The organism is Streptomyces roseicoloratus (assembly GCF_004117935.1).
Taxonomy (GTDB): domain Bacteria; phylum Actinomycetota; class Actinomycetes; order Streptomycetales; family Streptomycetaceae; genus Streptomyces; species Streptomyces roseicoloratus.
Map to the genome: position 1 here is coordinate 1 of NZ_SDOY01000132.1, position 23,553 is coordinate 23,553.

The 23,553-nt window shown below is 73.1% G+C and carries 24 protein-coding genes and 1 pseudogene; 5 read left to right on the plus strand and 20 right to left on the minus strand.

The annotated features are described in order from the left end of the window. A pseudogene (locus ESG85_RS36045) lies at positions 1-176 on the minus strand (prepilin peptidase); the annotation flags it as partial. A 183-nt stretch (positions 177-359) separates the two neighbouring features. On the opposite strand from ESG85_RS36045, the gene ESG85_RS20115 reads away from it, so the two are divergent. Next, positions 360-683, plus strand: coding sequence for a DUF192 domain-containing protein (locus ESG85_RS20115; RefSeq protein ID WP_246095177.1), 324 nt, complete (start codon positions 360-362; stop codon positions 681-683). A 134-nt stretch (positions 684-817) separates the two neighbouring features. Here the strand turns inward: ESG85_RS20115 and ESG85_RS20120 are convergent, their stop codons facing one another. Further along, positions 818-2,143 carry a hypothetical protein gene (locus ESG85_RS20120; protein ID WP_246095178.1) on the minus strand — a complete coding sequence of 442 codons (1,326 nt, stop codon included), beginning with the start codon at positions 2,141-2,143 and terminating at the stop codon, positions 818-820. A gap of 34 nt (positions 2,144-2,177) precedes the next feature. Further along, the gene (locus ESG85_RS20125) at positions 2,178-2,609 is read right to left on the minus strand and encodes a hypothetical protein (RefSeq protein WP_246095179.1); all 432 of its coding nucleotides are present in this window, start codon (positions 2,607-2,609) and stop codon (positions 2,178-2,180) included. A 306-nt stretch (positions 2,610-2,915) separates the two neighbouring features. Between ESG85_RS20125 and ESG85_RS20135 the strand changes: the two genes are divergently transcribed. Beyond that, complete coding sequence (locus ESG85_RS20135) at positions 2,916-3,878, plus strand: hypothetical protein (protein ID WP_128981207.1); 963 nt, start codon at positions 2,916-2,918, stop codon at positions 3,876-3,878. A 116-nt stretch (positions 3,879-3,994) separates the two neighbouring features. Here the strand turns inward: ESG85_RS20135 and ESG85_RS20140 are convergent, their stop codons facing one another. From ESG85_RS20140 to ESG85_RS20200, 13 genes are all read right to left on the minus strand, one after another. Continuing rightward, positions 3,995-5,437 (minus strand): hypothetical protein, encoded by a 1,443-nt coding sequence (locus tag ESG85_RS20140; protein WP_128981209.1) that lies wholly within the window; start codon positions 5,435-5,437, stop codon positions 3,995-3,997. 7 nt (positions 5,438-5,444) lie between these two features. After that, complete coding sequence (locus tag ESG85_RS20145; RefSeq protein ID WP_128981211.1) at positions 5,445-6,068, minus strand: OmpA family protein; 624 nt, start codon at positions 6,066-6,068, stop codon at positions 5,445-5,447. 9 nt (positions 6,069-6,077) lie between these two features. Further along, a complete protein-coding gene (locus ESG85_RS20150) occupies positions 6,078-6,656 on the minus strand; it encodes a hypothetical protein (RefSeq protein ID WP_128981213.1) in 579 nt (192 codons plus the stop codon). Between the two features lie 22 nt (positions 6,657-6,678). Next, positions 6,679-7,305, minus strand: a complete 627-nt coding sequence (locus tag ESG85_RS20155; RefSeq protein ID WP_246095180.1) for a hypothetical protein — start codon at positions 7,303-7,305, stop codon at positions 6,679-6,681. 53 nt (positions 7,306-7,358) lie between these two features. After that, on the minus strand, positions 7,359-7,628 hold the full coding sequence (locus tag ESG85_RS20160) for a Flp family type IVb pilin (protein WP_128981314.1): 270 nt from the start codon (positions 7,626-7,628) through the stop codon (positions 7,359-7,361). Positions 7,629-7,977: 349 nt separating this feature from the next. Further along, positions 7,978-8,865, minus strand: a complete 888-nt coding sequence (locus tag ESG85_RS20165; protein WP_128981316.1) for a DUF5936 domain-containing protein — start codon at positions 8,863-8,865, stop codon at positions 7,978-7,980. A 14-nt stretch (positions 8,866-8,879) separates the two neighbouring features. Then, entirely contained in the window at positions 8,880-9,824 is a 945-nt protein-coding gene (locus ESG85_RS20170; protein WP_128981215.1) for a type II secretion system F family protein, read from the minus strand. Between the two features lie 16 nt (positions 9,825-9,840). Further along, positions 9,841-11,184: a TadA family conjugal transfer-associated ATPase gene (locus ESG85_RS20175; RefSeq protein WP_128981217.1), complete on the minus strand. Its 1,344-nt coding sequence runs from the start codon at positions 11,182-11,184 to the stop codon at positions 9,841-9,843. Then, positions 11,181-11,519 carry a TadE/TadG family type IV pilus assembly protein gene (locus ESG85_RS36050; RefSeq protein WP_246095186.1) on the minus strand — a complete coding sequence of 113 codons (339 nt, stop codon included), beginning with the start codon at positions 11,517-11,519 and terminating at the stop codon, positions 11,181-11,183. The genes ESG85_RS20175 and ESG85_RS36050 overlap by 4 nt, the downstream gene beginning before the upstream one ends. A 215-nt stretch (positions 11,520-11,734) precedes the next feature. After that, positions 11,735-12,073, minus strand: coding sequence for a TadE/TadG family type IV pilus assembly protein (locus tag ESG85_RS36670; RefSeq protein WP_281288062.1), 339 nt, complete (start codon positions 12,071-12,073; stop codon positions 11,735-11,737). Between the two features lie 68 nt (positions 12,074-12,141). After that, positions 12,142-13,413: a CpaE/TadZ family protein gene (locus ESG85_RS20190; RefSeq protein ID WP_128981221.1), complete on the minus strand. Its 1,272-nt coding sequence runs from the start codon at positions 13,411-13,413 to the stop codon at positions 12,142-12,144. Between the two features lie 6 nt (positions 13,414-13,419). Beyond that, positions 13,420-14,124, minus strand: coding sequence for a Flp pilus assembly protein CpaB (gene cpaB, locus ESG85_RS20195; RefSeq protein ID WP_128981223.1), 705 nt, complete (start codon positions 14,122-14,124; stop codon positions 13,420-13,422). Positions 14,125-14,217: 93 nt separating this feature from the next. Then, a complete protein-coding gene (locus tag ESG85_RS20200) occupies positions 14,218-15,081 on the minus strand; it encodes a hypothetical protein (RefSeq protein WP_128981225.1) in 864 nt (287 codons plus the stop codon). 441 nt (positions 15,082-15,522) lie between these two features. On the opposite strand from ESG85_RS20200, the gene ESG85_RS20205 reads away from it, so the two are divergent. Both ESG85_RS20205 and ESG85_RS20210 read left to right on the plus strand, forming a co-directional pair. Further along, entirely contained in the window at positions 15,523-17,169 is a 1,647-nt protein-coding gene (locus ESG85_RS20205; protein ID WP_246095187.1) for a chitinase, read from the plus strand. Between the two features lie 429 nt (positions 17,170-17,598). Beyond that, on the plus strand, positions 17,599-18,945 hold the full coding sequence (locus ESG85_RS20210; RefSeq protein ID WP_128981229.1) for a M14 family metallopeptidase: 1,347 nt from the start codon (positions 17,599-17,601) through the stop codon (positions 18,943-18,945). Positions 18,946-19,053: 108 nt separating this feature from the next. Here ESG85_RS20210 and ESG85_RS20215 read toward each other — a convergent pair whose 3' ends face one another. The 4 genes from ESG85_RS20215 to ESG85_RS20230 form a co-directional block, all read right to left on the minus strand. Beyond that, positions 19,054-19,683 carry a hypothetical protein gene (locus tag ESG85_RS20215; RefSeq protein ID WP_128981231.1) on the minus strand — a complete coding sequence of 210 codons (630 nt, stop codon included), beginning with the start codon at positions 19,681-19,683 and terminating at the stop codon, positions 19,054-19,056. Positions 19,684-19,851: 168 nt separating this feature from the next. Next, complete coding sequence (locus ESG85_RS20220; RefSeq protein WP_128981233.1) at positions 19,852-20,259, minus strand: RidA family protein; 408 nt, start codon at positions 20,257-20,259, stop codon at positions 19,852-19,854. Continuing rightward, positions 20,256-21,041: an IclR family transcriptional regulator gene (locus tag ESG85_RS20225; protein WP_128981234.1), complete on the minus strand. Its 786-nt coding sequence runs from the start codon at positions 21,039-21,041 to the stop codon at positions 20,256-20,258. The genes ESG85_RS20220 and ESG85_RS20225 overlap by 4 nt, the downstream gene beginning before the upstream one ends. Then, entirely contained in the window at positions 21,038-22,057 is a 1,020-nt protein-coding gene (locus ESG85_RS20230) for a sugar kinase (RefSeq protein WP_246095188.1), read from the minus strand. Before ESG85_RS20230 ends, ESG85_RS20225 begins: the two co-directional genes overlap by 4 nt. A 146-nt stretch (positions 22,058-22,203) precedes the next feature. Here ESG85_RS20230 and ESG85_RS20235 point away from each other — a divergent pair, with 146 nt between their 5' ends. Continuing rightward, positions 22,204-23,511 (plus strand): alanine racemase, encoded by a 1,308-nt coding sequence (locus ESG85_RS20235; protein ID WP_425471257.1) that lies wholly within the window; start codon positions 22,204-22,206, stop codon positions 23,509-23,511. Positions 23,512-23,553 lie beyond the last annotated feature (42 nt).

The following is a 23,553-nucleotide window of genomic DNA, read 5'->3' on the forward strand; positions in this document are numbered from 1 at the left end:
CCCGGGCCGCCCAGCCAGCCGGCGGGCCCCGCGAACCGATGGCCCGCCGGGCACGCGTCCCGCCAGGGCTCGTCGGGCGCGACCGCCAGACGGTAGGCGGCGCGCGGCACGAGCAGCCCGGCCGCCCCGCCCCACAGGGCGGCGGCCACGACGAGGGCGAGCGAGAGGGCGTCCACGGGGGCGACCCTAGGGCTAGGGTCGCCCTCATGGGGAGGACTTCACAGGGGACTTCGGGACGGTGGGCTTCGGGGTGCTGGACTCCGGGGCAATGGGCTCCGGGGCGTTGGACTCCGGGGCGGTGGGCTTCGCGGCGGACCTGGCGGGACGGCCGGGGAACCCTGCGCACACCGGCCGGAGCGGTGCCGCTGGAGATCGCGGCCTCCTACGGTGCCCGGCGGCGGGGCCTGCTGGGCCGCGACGGCATCGAGGGCGCCCTGCTCATCACGCCCACGAACAGCATCCACACCTTCGGGATGCGCCTCACGATCGACGTGGCCTACCTCGACCGCTCGTGGACCGTCCTCGACGTCGTCACCATGCGCCCGGGCCGCCTCGGCATGATCCGCCTCCGCGGCCGCCACGTCCTGGAGGCGGAGGGCGGCACGATGGCGGGATGGGGCCTGCGGCGGGGGGTGAGGGTCACGGCGGAGACGGGGGAAGCGCGGGAGACAGGGGAAGCGTGACGGCGGTGGCGACGGCTGCGGTTAGGGCTACGGATACGACTACGGCTACGGCTACGGCTACGGCTACGGCGGTGACCGTCACTGCGAAGGCGCGGGCCCGCGTCGAGGCGGACGGACCGGCAGGCGGGTGACCGTCACGGCGGGCCGGAGCCGAGGAGGGTGAAGGCCCCGTAGACCGCCGAGGCGAGCGCCAGGGCGCCGAGCACCGGGGCCGCCGTACGCGTGCGGAGCCGGGCCAGTGCCACGGCGGGCGGCAGCAGCAGCCCGAAGGCCGGCATCATCAGCCGCGGCCGGGACCCGAAGTACGCGGCGCCGACCAGCGAGACGACCACGACGGCGACCGTGTACACGAGCAGCGGAAGCGGCTGCCTCTGCCGCACGCACAGCACGACGAGCCCTCCGAGAAGGACGAGCGCGGCGCACAGGCCGAGCGCCGCGGGCCACGGCAGCCCCGCGATGAAGCGGGCGAGCGCGACGCCGCCGTCGATCGAGTTGCCCCACGCCGCCTGGACGTCGAAGTAGGCGGTGGCACTGCCCTGGCGGACCCCGACGTACACGACGTACGCGAGCCAGCCCAGCGGCGCCAGCAGCACCCCGGCCACCAGCGGCGCCCGGAACCGCCGTTCGCGTACGACGGTGACGAGCGCGGTGATCCCGATCGCCGCGATCAGTGCCGCCGCCGTGGGCCGGGTCAGTCCCGCGCACACGGAAAGGACCCCGGCCAGGATCCAGCGCCCGCGCAGCACCCCCAGGAGCGACCAGGCGGCGAGGGCCGTGAACAGGGTCTCCGTGTAAGCCATCGACTGGACGAACGCCGTCGGGTACACGCCCCACAGGACCGCGAGCACCACCCCGGCGCGCCGCCCCGCCACGTGCGCGCCGACCGCGTAGATCCCCCAGGCCGCGGCGAGCGAGGCGGCCCAGGAGACGAGCAGTCCGGCGGTGGCCACGTCGACCGGGAGGAGGACGGAGACGGCCCGCTCCAGAGCCGGGAAGAGCGGAAAGAAGGCCAGGTCGGAGTGGACGTCGCCGTTCGGCAGCGTCACCTCGTGGCCGTAGCCGTGCTCGGCGATCCGCGCGTACCAGACCGCGTCCCAGCGCCCCTTGAGCCGGTGCAGCCCGTCCTTGTCCACGACCGCCGCGACGACTGCGAGCGCGACGAGCCCGAGGAGGCGGGTGGCGGCATAGCCGCCGAGGGCCGCCCAGGGCGGGGCGAATGCCTTACGGGGCGGGGCGGGAGGCGTAGGGGCAGGGCCGGAAGGCGTACGGGCAGGACCGGACGTCGGGGTGGCTACGGGCGTCGGCGGTTCCGGGCTCGGGTGCTGGATCGGGTGCTGGATCGGGTTCGGGTTCGATGCCGGATTCGGGTTCGGGTTCGATGCCGGATTCGGGTTCGGGTTCGATGCCGGATTCGGGTTCGGGTTCGGGGTGGAGGTCGGGCCGGGGGCGGGGCGGGGCATGCGTTCGATTATGGAGGCCCTCGGAGGCGCGACGTCAGCCGCCCGGGCGGAGCCGCCGGAACCTGGCCGTCATGACCGGCCCCAGTTGCCGCACGATCTCGTACCCCGGCTCGTGGGGATGCGGGAGATCACCGAGGAAGGACGTCACGATCACCTCGTCGACTCCCACCTCGCCGCGGCGGCACTGCTCCTCCAGAAAGTCGAGCGTCCGCCGCCAGTCGACGGCGCAGCCCTCCTCGCCGAGGAACGCGCGCACGGTGTCCTGCACGACGTCCCAGAAGAAGACGTGCGGCTGGACGTCGCCTTGCCGGAAGACGTGCGCGTCGAACGCGGGCCGGAACCCGGGGACCCGGGCGACGAGGTCGCGTACCCGCTGAACACGGGGAGCGTGGGCGGCGGACACGTCGGCGGTGGAGGTGGCGGAGGCGGGAGTGGCGGAGGCGGTGGAGGCGGGAGCGGCAGGCACAGGGGGGACGGGGACAGGGGCAACGAGGGCGGGGGCGACGGGGACGGGGGCGACGGGGACGGGAGTGGGGTTCGTGGAGAGGGGAGTTGGGGTCGTCATGGCTGCCCATTCCGGAAACGGTGAGGGGCCGGTCGAGGAAACCGGCGAAGGGACCGGCCAGGAGAACCGGCGAAGGAGAGCTCCACGCACCAGAGTGCTCCCGTCGAAGTGCCCTGACCCGTCGCTTTTGCGCTTTCCTGACGACGTCTTTCGACGGGTTTTCCACAGGGGGTGCGAAGTGTCGCCCTTCCGTGGATCGTTGCTCGTATGTACGAGTTGATGAACCTCGCCAGGGGCGGGGTGCTGCTCACGGTGTGGGCGCTCGCCGCGGGCCGGCCGCGGGGGCGGCTCGACCGGAGGCTGCGCACGGAGGGCTGGCAGCGGATCTGGCGGGGCGCGTGGGCGCTCCCGGGAAAGGAGGTGGACTGGCGGACGCGGGCCAGGGCGGTCCAACTGATCGGGCCGGAGCTGGTGTGCAGCCACCGCACGGCCGCGGCGGCGCATCGCATCGAACTCCTCACGGGCGGACCGACAGGCGGGCCGACGGGCGGGGCCGAGACCGAGGTCCTCGAATTCAGCGCCCGGTACGGCCGAGTCGTTCATGGCCGGATACGCGTGCACGGCACGACCCGACTCGGCGAGCGCGACTGCGCGGTCCGGCGCGGGCTGCGGGTGACGACCGCGGCGCGCACGGTCGGCGACCTGATACGGGCTGCCGACAGCCGGGAGGCGGCCGTGGTCGTCGCGGACTCGGCACTGTCCCACCGCTTCGTCACCGGTCTCCACCGCGCGCCCCTGGTCCGCGCGGAGGAACTGGCCGCCGAACTGGCCGCGCCCCGCCACCCGGGAGCCCCCGCGGCGCGCCGCTGGCTGTCACTGGCGGTGGCCGGCTCGGGCTCACCGGCGGAGACGGTCGCCCGGCTCCGGATACGCGACGCGGGACTGCGCCCCGAGACCCAGCCGGCCCTGCACACCGCCACGGGCCGTCCGCTGCACCCGGACTTCTACTTCCGCGCCGCCGGGCTCGTCGTCGAGATCGAGGGCTTCACGTTCCACGGCACCCGCAAGGCCCACGAGCGCGACGTCCGCCGCTTCAACGAACTGCAGAACTGCCCGGGCGTCCGCCGCGTCCTGCGCTTCACGGCCCGCGAGGTCTTCGACCACCCGCACCGCATGACGACGACGATCCGGGAGGCCTTGGCGTCCTTGACGGCGACCCCGGACACGTGAAGCGCCGGCGCCTGCCGGGTCCCGTGACCAGGCAAGGCGGCTGAGGGCGGACGCGCGGGAGCCGGGCCGGTGGGCAACCGGGCGGGTGGGCAACCGGGCAGCGGGGCAACGGGGCGTCACGCCCCGCGGGCGTGGCGCCCGCGGGGACGGGACCGGAGACGGGGCCGGAACCGGGAACGGGGGTGGGGGTGGGGATGGGGGCGGGGGCGGGGGGATCGGGAAGGGAAGAGGGGCCAGGCGGCGAGGAAGGCGACGAGGGCGGTGCCGGTGGAGAGCCCGGCAATGCCCACGGCGCGCAGGACCGGATCGGGGCCGGCGCCGGGGCCGGGGCCGGAACCGAAGTCGGAGTCGAGATCGGGGTCGGGGTCGGGGGCAGAGGCTGGGTCGGAGTCGGGACCTGAGGCACGGCCGCGGGTCGCGTCGGGCGCCAGGCCGGAGTGCGCGTCGGTGGCCGGGCTGCCGGTGGTCTGGCCGGGTGCCGGCTTGGCGACGTGTGCCCCGGACGGGGTGGCGAGTGCCAGGTCGAGGGCCAGCGGGACGGACGCCGGGGCACGCCGGTCCAGGGTGAGCTGAAGGTAGTAGTCACCGGCGAAGCGCATCGCGGCGACGGCCTCGGTGGCGCCCTTGGTGCGGTTGGCGTAGGCGGCGGGCGCGGTGCCGAGCAGGAGGGTGGCGGGCTCGCCGGTGTACAGGCCCTTGCGCTCGTCGACGGCCCCGCGCGCCGGGTTGTACAGCGCGAGCCGCAGCCCGTCCGGCAGGGCGGAGCCGGGCGGCGGCTCCGCGTTGCCGAACCGCGCCCGCGCGAAGAGCTGTTCCCGCCAGCGGACCGGCACCCGGTAGAACCGGCTTTCCCCCGGCCGCAGTTCGTCCCGCCAGCTGCCGGTACCGGGGAGCTGCGCGGCGTCGCCGAACCCGGTGCCGCCCCGCACCCGGCGCGCCTCGCCGTCGCGGAACGCCCCGGCGGGCGGTTCGGCGGACCACGCCGTGGGCGGAAACGGGGCCGGGGGCGGAGGCGCGGACCCGCTTCCGGGTGCCGCCTCCTCCACGTAACCGATCTCCACCGGCCAGCGCCACGGTTTCCCGTGGCCGACGGTGTCCCGCCCGACGCCCTGGACGTCGAGGACGTACTCCCCCGGCTCCTGGCAGTCCCGGCCCGGTTCGACGCGCCGGCTGACGTAGTCGGCGACGGGGCGCGCGGTGTCGCCGTAGAAGCGGACGTCGGCGCGCGGGCCGCAGGCGAGCCCGGTGGGCGTGCGTAAGGACAGCGAGATGCCGTCCACGACGTCGACGGCGGTGCCCGGTGGGGGTGCGAGGACGGCGGAGAGGTAGACGTTCGTGGTGCCGTCGAGACGGACGCGGTACGAGCGGGTCTCTCCCTCGGCGATGTCGTCGGCGTACGTGCCGGGCCCGGGGAGCAGGGCGCCGGTGCGGGTGCGCTGGACGTCGGGGTCGGTCCGGAGACCGGACGTGAGCAGAGAAGGGGGCGGAGACGGAGGGGCGGGAGCGGTGGTGGCGAGGGCTCCGAGGACGACGAGCGCGGTGGCCGCGACCCTGCGCATCGCCCCGCTACCCGCCGGAGGTGCGCGGGAAGGACACCTCGACGCGTCGGTTCTTCTTCCGTCCCTCCTCGGTGGAGTTGTCGGCGATGGGATAGTCCTCGCTGTAGCCGCGGATGTCGAAGGTCGTTCCCGGGTCGAGGTTCTTGGCGAGCTCCTGCTGGACGGCGTCGGCGCGTTCCTTGGAGAGCCTCAGGCCGTGCTCGTACGTGCCGAGGTCGTCGGTGAACCCGAAGACGCGGACGCGCCGCGAGGCCTGTTTGTTGATCTCCGCGGCGATGGCGGCGATGCGGGCGGTGGCGGCGGGGCTGAGCTTGGCGCTGTCCTTGGGGAAGAGGACCTCGGCCTGGAGGGCGAAGGTCACGTCGACGTTGGTGTCCTCACGCCGCTGTTCGCCGCCTTCCTCCTCGACGATCTGCTTGATGTCGAGGACCTTGGCGGGCGCGAGGGTGGCGCCGTCGGGCAGCATCAGCGCGGGTGAGTGCGCGTCGATGACGGGCGGCGGCCCGCCGTTGGACGTGGCCCCGGGCGGATCGTCGGCGCGGGCGGTACCGCCGACGCCACCCGCGCCCACGGCGAGGAGAAGCACGGTGACGGAGAGGGCGGCGAGGCGGCGCGGAGTGGTCGTCGTCATGACTGCGCCTCAGGAGAGTGTGATGGTGGCGGGGGTGAAGGTGGGGAGCTGGAGCGAGACCTCGGTGGTGGTGGCGGGCGGGGCGGGGAACTGCATGAAGACGCTGGTCCAGGCGCCGGAGGCCAGGCTGGAGAGATCCGTAGTCGTCAGCGGTCTGCCGTCCGTGTCGCGCAGGACGTAGTAGCGCTTCTTGCCGATCGCGTCGACGAGGGTGGCGCCCCCGAGCGAGTTGCCGTGCTTGATGATTTCGGTCTCGTTCCCGCCGAGTTGGGCGGGGATGATGGCCACTGCGCCAGAGGTGTTGGTCAGCTTGCCGCTCACGGTGACGAAGCCTCCCTGGTCGCGCGTGGCCGAGAGCACCGCGAGTTCGAGTCCACCCTGCCCGCTGAGTACGGCGATGGGTTCGGCAGGGGCCTCTGACTGCGGCTGGGGGTTCACACCGGTCTTCTTGGGCACCGTGGTGGTGGCTGCCGCCTTGTCCTGTGGCGGCTTCTCCTCGCCGCCGCAGCCGGCCAGTCCCAGCAGCAGCCCGGCCGCCAAGGTCGTGGCGACTCCTCTGCCGACCTTCTTCGCGTACCACTCACTCATGGGAAACAGGGTCCTTCGCTCGTCAGTCGACCAGTCGCACGGTAAAGAGATCGGCCGCGTCCGGCAGCCGTGGGTCCCCGGGGTCGATCGTCCACGTGTCGCCGTTGCAGACGAGGCCGGTGATCGGCTCCGGTTCCGGGCTCGGCGTGGGGGTCGGATCGGGTGTGCCCGAGGCTGTGGGCGCCGGAGTCGTCGGGGTCGGTGGCGGAGGTGTGGGCTCGGGAGCATCGAAGGAGCAAAGGGGCTCCAGGACGGCTGTGGCCGTCGCCTCCGCGTGCCGGTCCTCCGTACCCGGGACGAGCGAACTCCCCACGGTGCCGATGGTGCTGACGCGCACGCGGAACTCGATGTCACCGCCGACCAACCGGTCCTCGCAGTCACGGGGTGCCGGAATCCTGGCTCCGTTGTCCGCGGCAAGCGACTCCGCCCGTTCACAGGCGAGATCGATGTCGTAACCATCGCCGCGCAGGAAGTCGCCCCATGCGTCCGGATCGAGGATCACGTCACGCCAGCCGTCGCGGAGTTGCCTGCGTGCGTCCTGTGCCGCGGCGAGCGCCGCCGCGTCGGCCGCCGTCTGTCCGCCGCTTCGGGTGACGGCAGCCTGGGCGACCGCGAAGTAGACCAACGCGAGGAACAGCAGGCCTGCCACGACGGTGATGTAGACGGGGAAGGCCTGCCCCGAGTCACCGGCCCGGAGGCTGCTCAGTTTCCCCCGCGCTGACCGGAGCCACCGCCCGTGAGGCTGGCGATCTTGGTGGAGATGGCGTTCTTGATGTCCTGCCCGATGCTCGTCCCCGAGATCGCCACCACGATCGCCACCACCACCACGATGATCCCCAGGTACTCCACCGCCGTCTGCCCCCGGTCGCCGCGGCGTGCGGCTCGGGTTCGGGCGCGGGCGGCGCCCTTGGCGGACCAAGTACTCGCGTGCGCCTGGGCCTTGGTCAGGGCCTTCAGCATCGCGTCGTTCATGGTGTTCCCCTCCGTGTCCGGCGACGGGGGCAGAGTACGCCGTATGGGTGGGGCGTTCACAGTGCTCAGCGGGTCCGTCACCGTACGTAGTCGGGTTCATGCGGCGGTCTCGCCTCCCTCACGCTCGGTCCTGACCGGCACCCATCTGATTGCACTCGCGAAGCTGAATTGCCGAAGGGCAGTATATTGGCGACAGTTGGGATGGCGCCAGCATGTGCAGTCGCAGGGACGTTGGCTGTGTCGGGCGGCTGCGCGGTCGCAGTCGAAGGTCGGTCCACGGGTGCGCGGCTCCCGTCGGATTCGGATGCGGATGCGGATGCGGCGGTCCTCACGTCCGTCACCACGTCCGTCACTCGCCCGTGATCGAGCCGAGGTCCGTGCCCGTGCCCAGGAAGAGGCCGGCGCCCAGCAGGATCATCGTGGCCGGGACCATCAGCGTGGTGATGACCATCGTGGCCTTCGGGACGGCCTTCGCGGCCTTGCGGCGGGCGTTCTGGGCGTCGGTGCGGCGCATGTCGTTGGCGATCTGGATCAGGGTGTCGACGATCGGGGCGCCCAGCTCCTCGCCCTGCTGGAGGGCCGTGACGAACTGGGCGACCTGCTCGGAGTCGTTGCGGCGGCGGAGTTCGTCGAAGGCCTCGCGGCGGCTGACGCCCATGTCCATCTGGCGCAGGGTGATGCGGAGTTCGTCGGCCCACGGGCCCTCGTACTTGTCGGCGACGCGTTCCAGGGCCTGGCGGAAGCCGAGACCGGCCGAGACGACGACGGCGAGGACGTCGAGGAAGTCGGGCAGGGTGCGTTCGATCTGGTCCTTGCGGATGCGGACCGCGGACCAGATGCCGACTTCCGTCCAGAACGCGCCGAAGGCGAACAGGAGCAGCGCGACCAGGATCGAGCCCCTGCTCAGCATGAGCAGGCCGCCCAGGCCGCCCAGGAAGCCGTAGACGGCGCGCCGGGCGCCGTAGCGGTCGATGGTGAGGCCGCCGGGGTTGCCGGCGAGGTCGATGCGGCGGCGTACGGAGTTGACGCGCTGGGGGCCCATCAGGCGGAGGACCGCGGGTGACCAGCGCATGCCGAGGCGGTCGACGACGGAGTCGACGGCGCCGGTGCGGGTGGCGCCGACCTCCAGGGCGAGCTGGAGGTCGGTGGGGAGCTTGGCGTCGGCGCGGTAGAGGCGGATGCCGTAGGCGATGCCGGCGACGGAGAGGCCGGCGAGGAGGGCGAGGAGGAGGTCCATGGTCGTCGCCGCCCTCACACGTCGATCTTCGCGAGGCGGCGGATGACGACGAAGCCGACGGCGTACAGGGCGAGGGCCGCGACGACGGCGAACTGTCCGAGCCCGGAGCCCGTCATCCGGTCCAGCGCGCCCGGCTGCATGTTGTCGATCAGCAGCAGCGAGCCGACGCCGATGACCGGGACAGCGTACGCGGTCATGCTCACCTGTGACAGCTGGGTGCGGACCTCGCGCCGGGTCTCCTTGCGTTCCTCGAGGGTCTCGGTGAGGTTGCGCAGGCTGGAGACGACGGTGCCGCCGGCCCGGTTGGCGAGGACCAGGGTGGTGACGAGGACGACGAGTTCGCGGGACGGGAGGCGTTCGGCGAGTTCGCCGAGGGCGTCGTCGACGGAGGTGCCGACGGCGAGTTGCTGGGCGACCTTCTCCAGCTCGTCCCCGGCCGGCGCCTCCAGTTCGTCGGCGGCGAGCGAGAGCGCCATGCGCAGGGCGAGTCCGGCCTGGGTGGCATTGGCGAGGATGCGGGAGAGTTCGGGAAGCTGGTTGATGAACTTCTCGATGCGTTTCTGCCGCTGCCAGTTGAGGAATCCCACGGCCACCCACACGCCGAGGAAGCCGGTGATCGGCCCGAAGAACGGCGAGAGGAAGGCCTGTCCTGCGGCCCACAGGACGGCGACGGTGATCGTCATGTAGACGACGAACTCGCCGGGTGTGACGTCGAGTCCGGTGGCGGAGATGCGGAGTTCCAGCCTGCGGCCGAGGCGGGTGCGCCGGACCCGGCGGTCGACGCCGCGGAACGGCCGCCGGCGCCGGCCGGTGCCTTCGTCCGTCTCGCCGGCGGTCTGCGAGAGGCGGGCGATCAGCGCGGACCGCTGGGCGGCGCCGCTCGCGTACAGCTGGATGCCGGCCACCGCGAGGACGCAGCCGACGAGCGCGGCTCCCACGGTGAGCAGTGTCGGGTTCACGGTCGCTCTTCTCCCCCTACTTCGCTTCCCGAGTGGCGAGTTGGGCGTCGCTCGCGGCCACGCCGAAGGCCTGTGGGATGGGCTGGCCCGCCATGTGGAGCCGTTCGGCGACGCGGCGCGGCAGCGGGTGGTACGTGAACGTGCCGTGCACGCGTCCGTCGGCGGAGACGGGGCGCGCGTCGAAGCGGCAGACGGTGGCGAGGAGGTAGCTGTCGCGGCCGTGGGAGGCGAGGATCGCGATCTCGGTGACGCGGCGGGTGCCGTCGGGGTGGCGGGTGAGCTGGACGAGGACGTCGACGGCGCTGTTGATCTGGTCGCGCAGCGCCTCGAAGGGGACCTTGACCTCCGACATGGAGGCGAGGGTCTGGAGGCGCATGAGGGCGTCCTCGGCCGAGTTGGCGTGGACGGTGGCGAGCGAGCCGTCGTGGCCGGTGGACATGGCCTGGAGCATGTCGAGGGTCTCGCCGCCGCGGACCTCGCCGACGACGATGCGGTCGGGGCGCATGCGCAGCGAGTTGCGGACGAGGTCGCGGATGGTGACCTGGCCGCGGCCCTCGATGTTCGGCGGGCGCGCTTCGAGGCGGATGACGTGGGACTGCTGGAGCTGGAGTTCGGCGGAGTCCTCGATGGTGATGACCCGCTCGCCGTCCGGGATGAGCCCGGACAGGGCGTTGAGCAGGGTGGTCTTCCCGGTGCCGGTGGCGCCGGACACGATGATGTTGAACTTGGCCTGGACGAGCCCGGAGAGCAGGAGCAGCATCTGCTCGTCGAGGGCGCCGAGGCCGGTCATCTCGTGCAGGGTGTACGCGCGGGGGAAGCGGCGGATGGTGAGCGTGGCGCCGGTGAGCGAGAGCGGCGGGATGATGACGTTGACGCGCTCGCCGGACGGCAGCCGGGCGTCGACCATCGGGTTCGACTCGTCCACGCGGCGGTTGACGGTGGACACGATGCGTTCGATGGTCTGCATGAGCTGCTCGTGGGAGGCGAACCGCAGGGGCAGCAGTTCGACCCGGCCGGCCCGTTCGACGTAGATCTGGTCGGGGCCGTTGACCATGATCTCGGTGATGGAGGCGTCTTCGAGGAGGGGTTCGAGGACGCCGAGTCCGAGGGCTTCGTCGACGACGCGGCGGATCAGCTGGGCGCGTTCGGCGGTGGAGAGGACGGGGCCCTCGCGGCTGATGATGTGGCCGAGGACGCGTTCGAGGCGGGCCCGGCGCTCGGCGGCGGCGAGCGCGGACATCTCGGTGAGGTCGATCTCCTCCAGGAGTTTGGCGCGGAACGCGGCGACGAGGTGGCCGTCCTCCCGGCCGCCGCCCGCCCGGTTCTCCTCGGGGCTGTGGATGCGGGCCCGCAGGCTCATGGCTGGTCCTCCTCGGGCACGGGCATGGTGGCGGTCCTGGTCACGGTCGGCCCTTCCATGAAGGGGATGAGGGAGGGCACCTCGACGGTCACTGTCCAGGTTCCGGTCCCGGGGGAGGTGATCGTGCTGTGGTCGGACACCCAGCCGCTCATCGCCGCCCTGCCGGCCGTGCCCGGGCGCGGTACGGAGTCCTCGTCGTCCACGCCGGCCGCCCGTGCTGCGGCCCGCGCGGCGGTTCCGGCCTGCTGGGCCGCGTACGCGACGAGGCCGAGCTGGATGCCGGCGAGGCCGACGATCAGCAGGATGGGCAGGAATCCCAGGTACTCGATGGCCACCTGCCCGCGGTCCCGCCCGCGGCGGCGCCGGCCGTGCTCCTGGCCCGGCCCGCACCGGTGCCGGCCGTGCTCCTGGCCCGGCCCGCACCGGTGCCGGCTGTGCTCCTGGCCCGGCCCGCACCGGCCCCGCCCGCACGGCCGCCCGCCGTGCTCCTGGCCCCGGTCGCTTCGCCGCGCGCGCTTCCGAGGAAGGCTCACGCACCGGTGGACGCGTCTCATCGTCTCTCCCCCTCCCGTACGGCCCCGGCCTCGCCCGTCACGTCGAACGGGAAGCTCGCGGCCCCCGGGAACAGCACCGGCACGTGCAGGGTCACCTTCGCCCGCACCATCCCGTCCGCGCCCGGGTCGCACTGCGCGTCCGCGCTCGCCGCCCATGCCCCCTCCAGGTGCCGCAGGGCCGCGGCGTGGCAGTCGTCCCCGACCGCTCCGGCCCGCGCCGCCTGGTCCGCCGCGTTGCCGGCCAGCGTGAAGGTGTAGCCGATCAGGACGCACTGCCACAGCAGCACCAGGGTGAGCAGGATCAGCGGCAGCATGCCGACGAACTCGACGGCCACCTGCCCGCGGTCGCCCGCCCGTGCGCCCGGTCCTGGCCTGCGCGCGTCCCCCCACGGCGCCCGCACCGCTATCGCCCTCCGCCGCGTCGCCGCAGCCCCAGCGCGCCCCGGTCCTTCGCGCCACGGTCCTTCGCGCCCGCCGGTACGAGGGCGCCGCCTCCGCCGGCCGCCGGCTTCACGATGCCGAGCTCCCCGGCCAGCGACCACAGCGCCTGCTTGACGCTGGACCGTGTGTCCAGGTCGTGCAGCCGGCCCGCGTCGACGACCGCGGCGAGTTCCTTGTACGCGGCTGGCACGGCGACGCCCGCCATGCGCGTGCCGGTGATCTTCTGGACGAGCGGCGGCTGGATCTCGGTGGACCGCTGGTGGCGGTTGACCAGGACGGTGCTCTCCTCGGGCTTGCGGATCTGGAGCCGGTCCCACATCCGTACGACGCGCTTGGCGGCCCGTACCGCGACCACGTCCGGGGTGGTGACGAGCAGGGCGGTGTCGGCGGTCTCCACGGCCGCCGCGCCGGCGGCGTCGAGGTGGGTGCCGCAGTCGACGACGACGACCTCGTGGCGGCTGCGCAGGGCGCTGATGATCTGGCGGGCTGCGCGGTCGGTGACGTCCTCGCCGCGCTCGCCCTCGCCGGGGGCGAGGAGCAGCGACAGGCCCGTCTCGTGGACGTAGACGGCGTCCTGGAGGACGCGGGGCGTGATGTCGCTGATGGTGGCGAGGTCGGCGAGGGAGCGCCGGAACTGCACGTCGAGGTACGAGGCGATGTCGCCGCCCTGGAGGTCCAGGTCGACGAGGGCGACGGTGTGTCCGGACGCGCGGGCGGCGAGGGCGAGGTGGACGGCGGTGACGGTGGTGCCGACGCCGCCCTTGGCGCCGCTGACGGTGACGACGGTGCCGCCGGGTCCGGTGGGGGTGTCGGCTGCGGCGCCGAGGTGGCGGCGGACGCCGGTGGACCACTGGGCGGCGGCCTGGACGCGGCTGGCGAGCTCCTCGTAGCCGAGCGGGAGGGTGACGAGGCCGCGGGCGCCGGAGTCCATGGCGGCGGAGAACAGGACGGGGCTGGCGTCGGCGGTGATGAGGACGACGCCGACGGCGGGGAAGCGGAGGGCGACCTCGCGGACGAGTTCGAGCGCGGGGACGGGGCCGATGCGTTCGTGGACGAGGACGACCTCGGGCAGCTCGTCGAGGGACTCGGCGGCGAGCCGGGCCAGGGTGTCGAGGAGCTGGGTGGAGTCGGCGGCGGGACCGGCGGGTTCGGCGTCGGGCAGCCGGCCGATGAGGGCGGCGACGGCGCGGGCCGCGTCGGGGTCGCCGACCGCCGGCAGGATCCTCGTGGTCATGCGGCCTCACTTGTCCTTGTCGAGCGTGTAGGTGCGCTCGCGCGGGTCGGGCGGGGTGGTGGTGCCGGGGGCGACGAGGGCGAGGCGGACGTGCTCGGCGAAGGACTCGGCGTAGGCGACGCGTTGGGTGTCGGCGGTGGAGAGGGCGAAGGTGACGGGGACGGCGGAGACGGCTCGGCCGCCGCGGTCGTCGGTGTCCTCGACGGGCGTGAGCCTGCCGATGGCGAGGACCCGGGCGCCGGCGACGATGAGCCGCGACTCGGCGGGGCGGCCGCCGCGTTCGCCGGCGAAGGTGGCGTAGATGTTGACGGCCGCGCCGGGTGTGATCTTGCCGGCGACGCCGGTCGCGGCGTCTATCATGATGGCGATCTCCTGCTGGCCGGGGGTGAGCGCGGGCCGGTCGACGATCATGTCGCTCTGCAGCAGGGAGCCGGCCTTGAGGGTGGTGACGGCGATCTTGCCGCGGGTGCGGGCGAGGTCGGTGACGGCGGTCGCGGGAAGCCAGCGCTCGGGCATGCTGATCTTCTCGAAGTCGCCGGGGCCGAGCGGCTCGTAGGGCGCGATGTCGTCCTTGATCCGGTACGCGGTCACTTCGGGTCCGACCTTGGAGTTCACGTCGCTGATCACCGAGAGGACGCCGGCGAAGACGCCGAGCGCGCACAGGACGGACAGCAGCAGCAGGATCACGCCGCGGCGCTGGCGGGAGTTCATGGGCCGTACTACCTCGATCGTGGACGGGTGGGGCGGCGGACGGGGAGGGCGAAGGGGGGCTGGACCCGGGCGGGCGCGCGGCGGCGGGGCGGGCTATCCGGGTGCCGAGGCGGCGGCCGGTTCGGCGGGCGCGGCGCCGGGCAGCGGCGCGCCGCAGAAGCCGCAGCGGTCGCCGATGAGTTCCATGCGGCACCAGTGGCAGGTCTCGCGCCGTACGGAGGCGACGAGTTGGTACAGGACGGGCAGGTCGGGCAGGTAGGCGGCGAACTCGACGAGCTTGCCCGTGCCCCACCAGCCGGGTGAGGAGTCGGGCAGGCCGGCTTCCTGGACGGCGCGGACCCGCCAGCGGGGGGCGAGGGCGGTCGTCGGCCACTCGGTCTGGAGCTGGCCGCGGGCGAGGACGAGGTCGGTGGCGAACTCGGGTCCGGTCAGTTCGTCGCCGTCGCCCGATCCGAGGCGTACGAGCTGGGGTTCGGGGCCGGCGAGCACGGCGAACTGGGCGCCGGGGAGCCAGCCCTTGACGTGGGAGGTGAGTCCGACGGGTACGTGGTCGAGCCGGGCCACGGAGCCGAGGACGGCGCCGGCGTACACGTAGTGGGCGAGGAGCCGGGCGGCGGAGGCGAGGACGCCGGGGCTGAAGTCGCAGACGGACAGCTGGCGGAGCTGGCGGACGAGGACGGCGGCGCCGAGCGGTGGCAGGGCTGTCCTGACGATCGCGATCCGGTCGGATTCGAGCAGGGACCGTACGGAGTGGAGCCGTCGGGCGGTCGCCGGCGGGACGTGGCCGGGGCAGACGACGACGAGGTGGCCGTACCGGTCGAGCAGCAGCTGGACGTCGGCGAGGGAGGCGTCGAGCGGCCGGAGCCCGGGGTCGGGCAGGACGGCGGCGGGAGGGGTCTGCGGGTCGGTCGGGGGCAGCACCAGGTCGGCACTGGTGACCGCAATCGCTGTCGGCACGTCGGGCTCCCCCGATCCCTCACTGACCACTCGTCTGATCACACGCGTTGATCACGTGCTGCGTTCGCAGCGTTACCCGCCGCCCTGCACTTTATCCACGTCGGCCGGGGTGGTGAACAGACAATCCTTCAAGCTCCGTCATATTCCCGGTCGCGGCACCGGGGTCTGAACTGCGCTTCCTTCCCGAGGTCTTGACAAGTGAATTGGTCTGGACCAACTTGTCTGGCGACGGTGACCACCGCCCAGCACCTCCCCTCCCTCCCCTCTCCCCTTCTCCCGTTCCCCCCTCCCCTCTCCCCTTCTCCCGTTCCCCCCCTCCCCTTCCCCCCTCGTCCCTCATCCCTCCCCCCTCTTCCGCTCCCGCCCCTCTCCCCTCCCCATCCCCCACCCCTCCGGAGGCAGCAAGTGGACCGCACCACCAGAGCCGCGTTCGGGCTTGCCCTGAGCGCCGGCCTCGTCCTCGTCGGCGCCGCGGGCACCGCCCAGGCCGCCGACGTCAACGTCGCCAAGAACGCCGGCTTCGAGAACGGCCTCGCCAACTGGTCCTGTTCGGCGGGCAGCGGCGCCGCCGTCTCCTCGCCGGTACGCACCGGCGCGGGCGCCCTGCGCGCCACCCCGGCCGGCCTCGACAACGCCAAGTGCACCCAGACGGTGGCCGTGAAGCCCGGCTCCACGTACACCCTGAGCGCCTGGGTCCAGGGCGGTTACGCGTACCTCGGCGCGAGCGGCACCGGCACCACCGACGTCTCCACCTGGACGCCCGACTCCACCGGCTGGAAGCAGCTGACGACCACCTTCACCACCGGCTCCACCACCACCTCGGTGCAGATCTACACCCACGGCTGGTACGGCACGTCCGCGTACTCCGTCGACGACGTGAGCGTCCACGGCCCCGACGGAGGCGGCGGCACCGACCCGGAGCCCACCGTCCCCGCCACCCCGGCCGGCCTCGCCACCGGCACCGTCACGAGCTCCTCCGTCGGCCTCGGCTGGGGCGCGGTGACCGGCGCGACGGCCTACAAGGTCTACAAGGACGGCGCCCTCGCGACGACGGTGAACACCCCCTCGGCGACCGTCACCGGCCTGGCCGCCGACACCGCCTACCAGTTCCAGGTCTCGGCCACCAACGCCGCCGGCGAGTCGGCCAAGTCCGCCGCCGTCACCGCGCGCACCGCCAAGCCCACCGACCCGGGCCCCGGCCCGGCCGTGCCCAAGCACGCGCTGACCGGCTACTGGCAGAACTTCGACAACGGTGCCACCGTCCAGAAGCTGCGTGACGTCCCGTCGCAGTACGACATCATCGCCGTCTCCTTCGCGGACTCGACGGCCACGCCCGGCCAGATCACGTTCAACCTGGACCCGGCCGTGCGCTACGCCTCCGTCGCCGACTTCAAGGCCGACATCGCCGCCAAGAAGGCGGCCGGCAAGTCCGTGATCATCTCGGTCGGCGGCGAGAAGGGCAACGTCACCATCAACAGTGACGCCTCCGCGACCGCCTTCGCGAACAGCGCCTACGCGCTGATGCAGGAGTACGGGTTCAACGGGGTCGACATCGACCTGGAGCACGGCATCAACTCCACGTACCTGACGAAGGCGCTGCGCCAGCTGTCCGCCAAGGCCGGCTCGTCGCTGGTCCTGACGATGGCCCCGCAGACCATCGACATGCAGAACACCGGCACCGAGTACTTCAAGACCGCGCTCGCCGTGAAGGACATCCTCACGGTGGTCAACATGCAGTACTACAACAGCGGTTCGATGCTCGGCTGCGACGGCAAGGTCTACAGCCAGGGTTCGGTGGACTTCCTCACCGCGCTCGCCTGCATCCAGCTGCAGGGCGGCCTCGACGCCTCGCAGGTCGGTCTCGGCGTGCCCGCCTCGACGCGGGGCGCGGGCAGCGGCTACGTGGACCCGCAGATCGTGAAGAACGCGCTCGACTGCCTCGCGAAGGGCACCGGCTGCGGCACGTTCAAGCCGTCGAAGACGTACCCGGGCATCCGGGGCGCGATGACCTGGTCGACCAACTGGGACGCCACGGCGGGCAACGCGTGGTCGAACGCGGTCGGCCCGCACGTCCACGGCCTGCCGTAGCGGAACCCGCACGCCGCGGCGACGGCGGCGGCACACCGGAAGAAGCACCCCGCAGAGGAACAGCGGCGCGCTTCGACACCAGGCAGCAGCACACCGAGACGCAGCCGCACACCACCCCTGGAGGGCCCGCACCGGAATCCCCTCCGCCGGCTGCTCCCTCCAGGGGAATCCGACCGCAGCGCCGCCGTTCACCCGGCGGCGCTGCGCCGTTTCCGCTCACCGGACACGGGAGAATATGGCCGAACTTGCCTGCTTGACCGGTTCATGTCACACCCCCACCATGTCAGCACCGTACGACGCCCGAAGTCTGATGTCCGACGTCCGATGTCCGACGCCCGACGAACGACGAACGACGAACGACGAACGACGAACGACGTCCGACGAACGACCGTCTGTCGCACTCCCCACACTCCCCACCCAGGAGACAGCATGCGACTTCGTACCCGCGGACGGAGGTCCGCCGCCCTGGCGGCCCTCCTGGCGCTCGCCCTCGCGGCGCCCGTCACCGCGCTCGCGACTCCCGCCGGGGCCGACCCGGCGCCGACCGCCGCCGCCAAGGACGGCGAGGAGGTGATCCGGCAGTACGAGATCGCCGGACCCGCCACCGCCGCCGAACGCTCCGCCCTCACCGCCACCGGCGTCTCCGTCGACGAGGTCGACGCCCGCTCGGTGGTCGTCAGCGCCGACGCCCGTCAGCTCGCCCACCTCAAGAGCCTCGGCTACCGGCCGGTCGCGCTGCCCGCCCCGCCCGAGCGCGGCAAGGCCGCCGCCTCGGCCGTCGGACCGCTCGACTTCCCCTCCGCCGACGCCAAGTACCACAACTACGCGGAGATGAACGCCGAGATCAACACGCGGCTGGCCGCCTACCCGAACATCATGAGCAAGCGGGTGATCGGCAAGAGCTACCAGGGCCGCGACATCATCGCCATCAAGATCAGCGACAACGTCGGCACCGACGAGGCCGAGCCCGAGGTCCTCTTCACCCACCACCAGCACGCCCGCGAGCACCTCACCGTCGAGATGGCGCTCTACCTGCTGCGCGAACTCGGCGCCGGCTACGGCACGGACAGCCGCATCACCGGCATGGTGAACAGCCGCGAGATCTGGATCGTCCCGGACCTCAACCCGGACGGCGGCGAGTACGACATCGCCGGCGGCTCCTACCGCAGCTGGCGCAAGAACCGCCAGCCCAACTCCGGCTCCTCGTACGTCGGTACGGACCTGAACCGCAACTGGGACTACAAGTGGGGCTGCTGCGGCGGCTCCTCCGGATCGAAGAGCTCCGAGACCTACCGGGGCTCCGCGCCCGAGTCCGCGCCCGAGGTGAAGGTCGTCTCCGACTTCGTCCGCTCGCGCGTGGTCGGCGGCAAGCAGCAGATCACCGCCGGCATCGACTTCCACACGTACAGCGAACTCGTCCTGTGGCCCTTCGGCTACACGTACTCCGACACCACCACCGGCATGACGCGGGACGACCGCGACGCCTTCGCCACGATCGGCAAGAAGATGGCGGCGAGCAACGGCTACACGCCCGAGCAGTCCAGCGACCTGTACATCACCGACGGGTCGATCGACGACTACCTCTGGGGCGCGCACAAGATCTTCGCGTACACCTTCGAGATGTACCCGACCTCGTCCTGGAACGGCGGCTTCTACCCGCCCGACGAGGTGATCGAGCGCGAGACCTCCCGCAACCGGGACGCCGTCCTCCAGCTCCTGGAGAACGCGGACTGCATGTACCGCTCGATCGGCAAGGCGGCGCAGTACTGCCCGTAGGCGGCGACCGGCTTACGGGGGACGGGCGTTCCCGCCGGTGATCCGGCGGGAACGCCCGCGCGCCCGTTCCGGCACCCGTTCCCGGACGCCCGGGGCCGGTGGCCGGTCCTAAGCGTTCTCGTCGAAGTAGGCGTCGAGCACCGCGTCCAGCTCGGACTCCCACACGTCCATGCGCGGCCGGGCCGGCGCCGCGATGTCGATCGGGTACCAGCGACGGTCGGGCGTGTGCACGATGACCGTGAACCGCTTCCCGAAGCGGGAGCGCGCGGTCTCGACCGCGCCGATCTCGTCCCAGCGGAACTCGCAGCTCTCCTCGTCGAGGGCGAGCCGCACGCCGGAGGCGTCGGCGACGATCCGGGCGCGCCGGTCGGCGGCCTCGAAGACGGGCCCGTCGGAGGCGGACCCGGCGCCGGCCTTCGCCGCATCCCCGGACTCGCCCTCCGGCTCGCTCTCCGACTCGCCCTCGGAGACGGCCACTTCGGCGTCCGCGGCGTCCGATGCCCCGCCCGACGCCACGCCCGACGGCGCGTCCGACGGCGCGTCCGACGGCGCTTCCGCGTCCGCCGGGACGGCGTCCCGGGGCTCGGCGTCGACCGGCCCCGTCGAGTCCTCCGGCTCCGCCGGGGCCACCGGTCCGAGGCCCGCGAGTCCCGCGACTCCCGTGATGCCCGGGACGAACGCCGGGTCCGCCGCGGCGCCGTGCACGGTCTGAATGCTGGGTCCTGTGCGCTGCTCCACGGCGGAAGTATGGCCGATGTTCCTGTGAGCGTTCGAGCCGCCCCGCCTCCGCCCTGCTTCCGCCCTCGCTTCCGCCCCCGCCCTCGCTTCCGCCCCCTGGTTCCACCCCGCTTCCACCCCGCTTCCGATCCGTCGGCCGATCCGTCGGCCGATCCGTCGGCCGGCCGGTCAGCCGAGGACCGCCAGCGCGTCGATCTCGATCAACAGGCCCGCGGGCAGGCCGACGTAGACGGTGGTGCGGGCGGCCGGAGCCTCCTTGAGGTCCGCGAAGTAGTCGTCGTAGATCTCGTTCATCTCGGCGAAGTGGTCGACGTCCGTCAGGTAGACCCGGATCATCATCACGTCGTCCCAGCTCGCGCCGCCCTCCTCCAGGATCGCCCGGACGTTGGCGAGGGTCTGGAGCGTCTGCTCGCGCAGGGTGGGGCCGGCCACGGTCGGTGCCCGGCCCTCGACGGCGGGCAGGAAGCCGACCTGGCCGGCGACCTGGAGGATGTTGCCCTTCCTGACGCCGTGGGAGAACCGGGCCGGCGGGGCGGTGTGGGTGGGCGGGGTGAGGGCGGTCTTCTTCTCGCTCATGCGCGGTCCTTGGGGTCGGGGCCGTCGTCGGGGTCGGGCCCGGAGGTTCCGGAGTACTCGCGGCTGATGTCGTCGGCGGTGCGGCGCACCAGCGGGAGCAGGGCGAGGAGTTCGTCGGCGGTGACGACGACGTTGGGCGCGGACACCGACATGGCGGCGACGACCCGGCCGTCAGCGCCGCGCACGGGTGCGGCGACGCAGTTGATGGACTCCTCGTGGCCGCCGAGGTCGGTGGCCCAGCCCTGTTCGCGTACGGCCGCCAGCTCCTTGAGGAAGGCGACGGCGTTCGGGGTCGAACGGGCCGTGTACAGGGGGTAGTCGAGCCGGGCGGCGACGGCGCGGCGTTCGGTTTCGGGCAGGTCGGCGAGGAGCAGCTTGGCGACGGCGGCGACGGTGATCGCGACGGGTTTGCCGATCCGCGAGTACATGCGGACGGGGTAGCGGCTCTCGACCTTGTCGATGTAGAGGACCTCGCCCTCCTCGTGGACGGCGAGGTGGACGGTGTGCCCGGTGCGCTCGTTGAGGGCGACGAGGTGGGGGTGGGCGATCTCGCGGACGTCGAGGTTCTCGACGGCCTCCTGGGCGAGGGCGAAGAGGCGGGCGCCGAGGCGGTAGCGCTGGTCCTGCTGGCGGTAGACGAGACCGTGGTCGTGGAGGGTGCGCAGCAGGCGCAGGGCGGTGGACTTGTGCACGCCGAGCCGCTCGGCGACCTGACCGAGGTCGGCGGGACCCCGTGCGAGGAGCGGCAGGATGCTGAGCGCGCGGTCGACGGTCTGGCTCATGGCGTACGTACCTCCTGGTCCTCCCCCGTCCAGCCGGGGCCGAGACGCAGTGTCGCCCAGGCCGGGCCGTCGAGTGCGGCCAGCCGGTCGGCGTGGGCGCGGCGGGGCGGGCGGGCGAGGTCGCCGGGGGCGGTGAGGGCGGCGGCGGCCGTGAGGTGTCCGTGCCGGAGCCGTACGGGCATGGGGAGGCCGCGGAGGGTGGCGGAGAGGAAGCCGGCGGCGAAGGCGTCGCCGGCGCCGACGGCGGAGACGACGTCGACCCGCGGCGGGCGTTCCAGGTACGCGACGCCGTCGGCGTCCTCGATGTGCGCGTGCGAGGCGGGGTGGCGGTCGACGACGGTGGCGCCGCCCCTGCCGAGCTTGACGACGAGCGTCTCGGGCCGGTCGAGGAGGTTGGCGACGGCCCGGGCGCCGTGCGTTCCCCACAGCGCCTTCGCCTCGTCGGCGCCGACGAAGACGAGGTCGGCGCGGTTGGCGAGGTCGAGGAGGACGTCGGCGGGGGTGTCGGGGACGACGGGGCCGTCGCGCCAGAGGCCGGGGCGGTGGTTGACGTCGAAGGAGACCAGCGGACGGTGGGGGCGCGGCGCGGTGAGCTCGTACAGGAGGTCCCGGCAGTCGGCGGAGAGGGCGGCGGTGATGCCGGTGAGGTGGAGGATCCGGCCGTCGGCGACGGTCTCGTACGGGACGGTGTCCGGCGACATGGCGGAGGCGGCGGAGCCGGTCCGGTAGTAGACGACCTCGTGGGCGTCGGTGGCCCGGTCGGCGTCGGTGCGGAAGTAGACGCCGGTGGGCCGGTGCGGGTCGCGGCGGACGGCGCCGGTGTCGACTCCGTACGCTGCGACGGCGGCGAGCAGGTGGTCACCGAAGCCGTCGGCGCCGACCCGGCCGACCCAGCGGACGCGGTGGCCGGCGGCGGCGAGGGTGCAGGCGACGTTGGACTCGGCGCCGCCGACGGCGCGGGTGAAGGCGGGGACGTCGGCGAGGCGGCCCGGCCGGGAGGGCAGGAAGGTCACCATGGACTCGCCGAGGCAGACCACCTCGGGGGGCTGGCCGGCCAGGGTCACGGTCTCGGCCACGGTCACGCTCCTGCGGGTCCCTCGGGTGCCGGGTCCATTGACCCGGCCTCGGCCCGGATGTTAGACAGCCAAGAGCGCCCTACGCAATGGGCGTTGCACATCCTGCAACACCTGGAGGAGGGGCCATGCCGACCGACCTGTCCGAGGAGCGCGTCGACCACCGCTTCAAGGGGCTGCCGCCGGACGCCGAGGGTCTGACCGTCGGCGAGCTGGCCGCGCAGCGCCGCGACCTCTTCACCGGCGGCTTCACCACGCCCGTGCTCGCGCTCTCCGCCGAGTCCGTCGAGCACAACCTCCGCCTCCTGGAGACGTACGCCGAGCGCCACGGCCTCGCGTTCGCGCCGCACGGCAAGACCTCGATGGCCCCTCAGCTGTTCGACCGTCAGCTCGCGCACGGCGCCTGGGGCATCACCGCCGCCGTGCCGCACCAGGTCCGGGTCTACCGCGCCCACGGCGTCGACCGGATCTTCCTCGCGAACGAGGTCGTCGACGCCGTCGCCCTGCGCTGGCTCGCCGCCGAACTGGACGCGAACCCGGCCTTCCACCTGATCTGCTACGTCGACTCCGTGCGCGGCGTCGAGCTGATGGACGAGGCCCTGCGGGAGGCGGGCGCCCGGCGCCCGCTGGACGTCGTCGTCGAGCTGGGCGCGGGCGAGGCCGGGCGCACCGGCGTGCGGACCGAGGCCGAGTGCGAGGCGGTCGCCGACGCGGTGGCGGCCACGGACCGGCTGCGGCTGGTGGGCGTGGCGGGGTACGAGGCCACGATGCCGCAGGCGGACGCCGCCCGGGTGCGCGAGTGGCTGCACCGGCTGGTGGGGCTGGCGGTGGCGTTCGACAAGGCGGGCCGGTTCGCGCCGGACCTGCCGGAGGTCGTCGTGAGCGCCGGCGGCAGCGAGTGGTTCGACACGGTCGCCGAGGTCTTCGCCGACGTCCCGGAGCTCTCCCGTCCGGTCCTGAAGCTGCTGCGCTCGGGCGCGTACGTGTCCCACGACGACGGCCAGTACCGCGAGCGGACGCCCTTCAACCGCGTCCCCGAGGAGGGCGCGCTGCAGCCGGCGTTCCGGCTCTGGTCCCAGGTCGTCTCGCGCCCCACGCCCGCGCAGGCCTTCACCAACGCGGGCAAGCGCGACGCCGCCCACGACCTGCACCTGCCGGAGGCGCAGGTGGTCCGCGACGGCCGCACGGGCGAGATCCGCGCGGCGGAGGGGATCACCGTCACCGCCCTGTCCGACCAGCACATCTGGCTGGCGACGGAGCCGGGGGCGGACGTGGAGGTCGGCGACTGGGTGGGCATGGGCCTGTCCCACCCGTGCACGTCCTTCGACAAGTGGCAGCTGATCCCGCTGGTGACGGCCGACGGCACGGTGGTCGACTACGTCCGCACGTTCTTCTGACGGAAAGCGGCAGTCTGACGGAAAGCGGCCGTCTGACGGGAA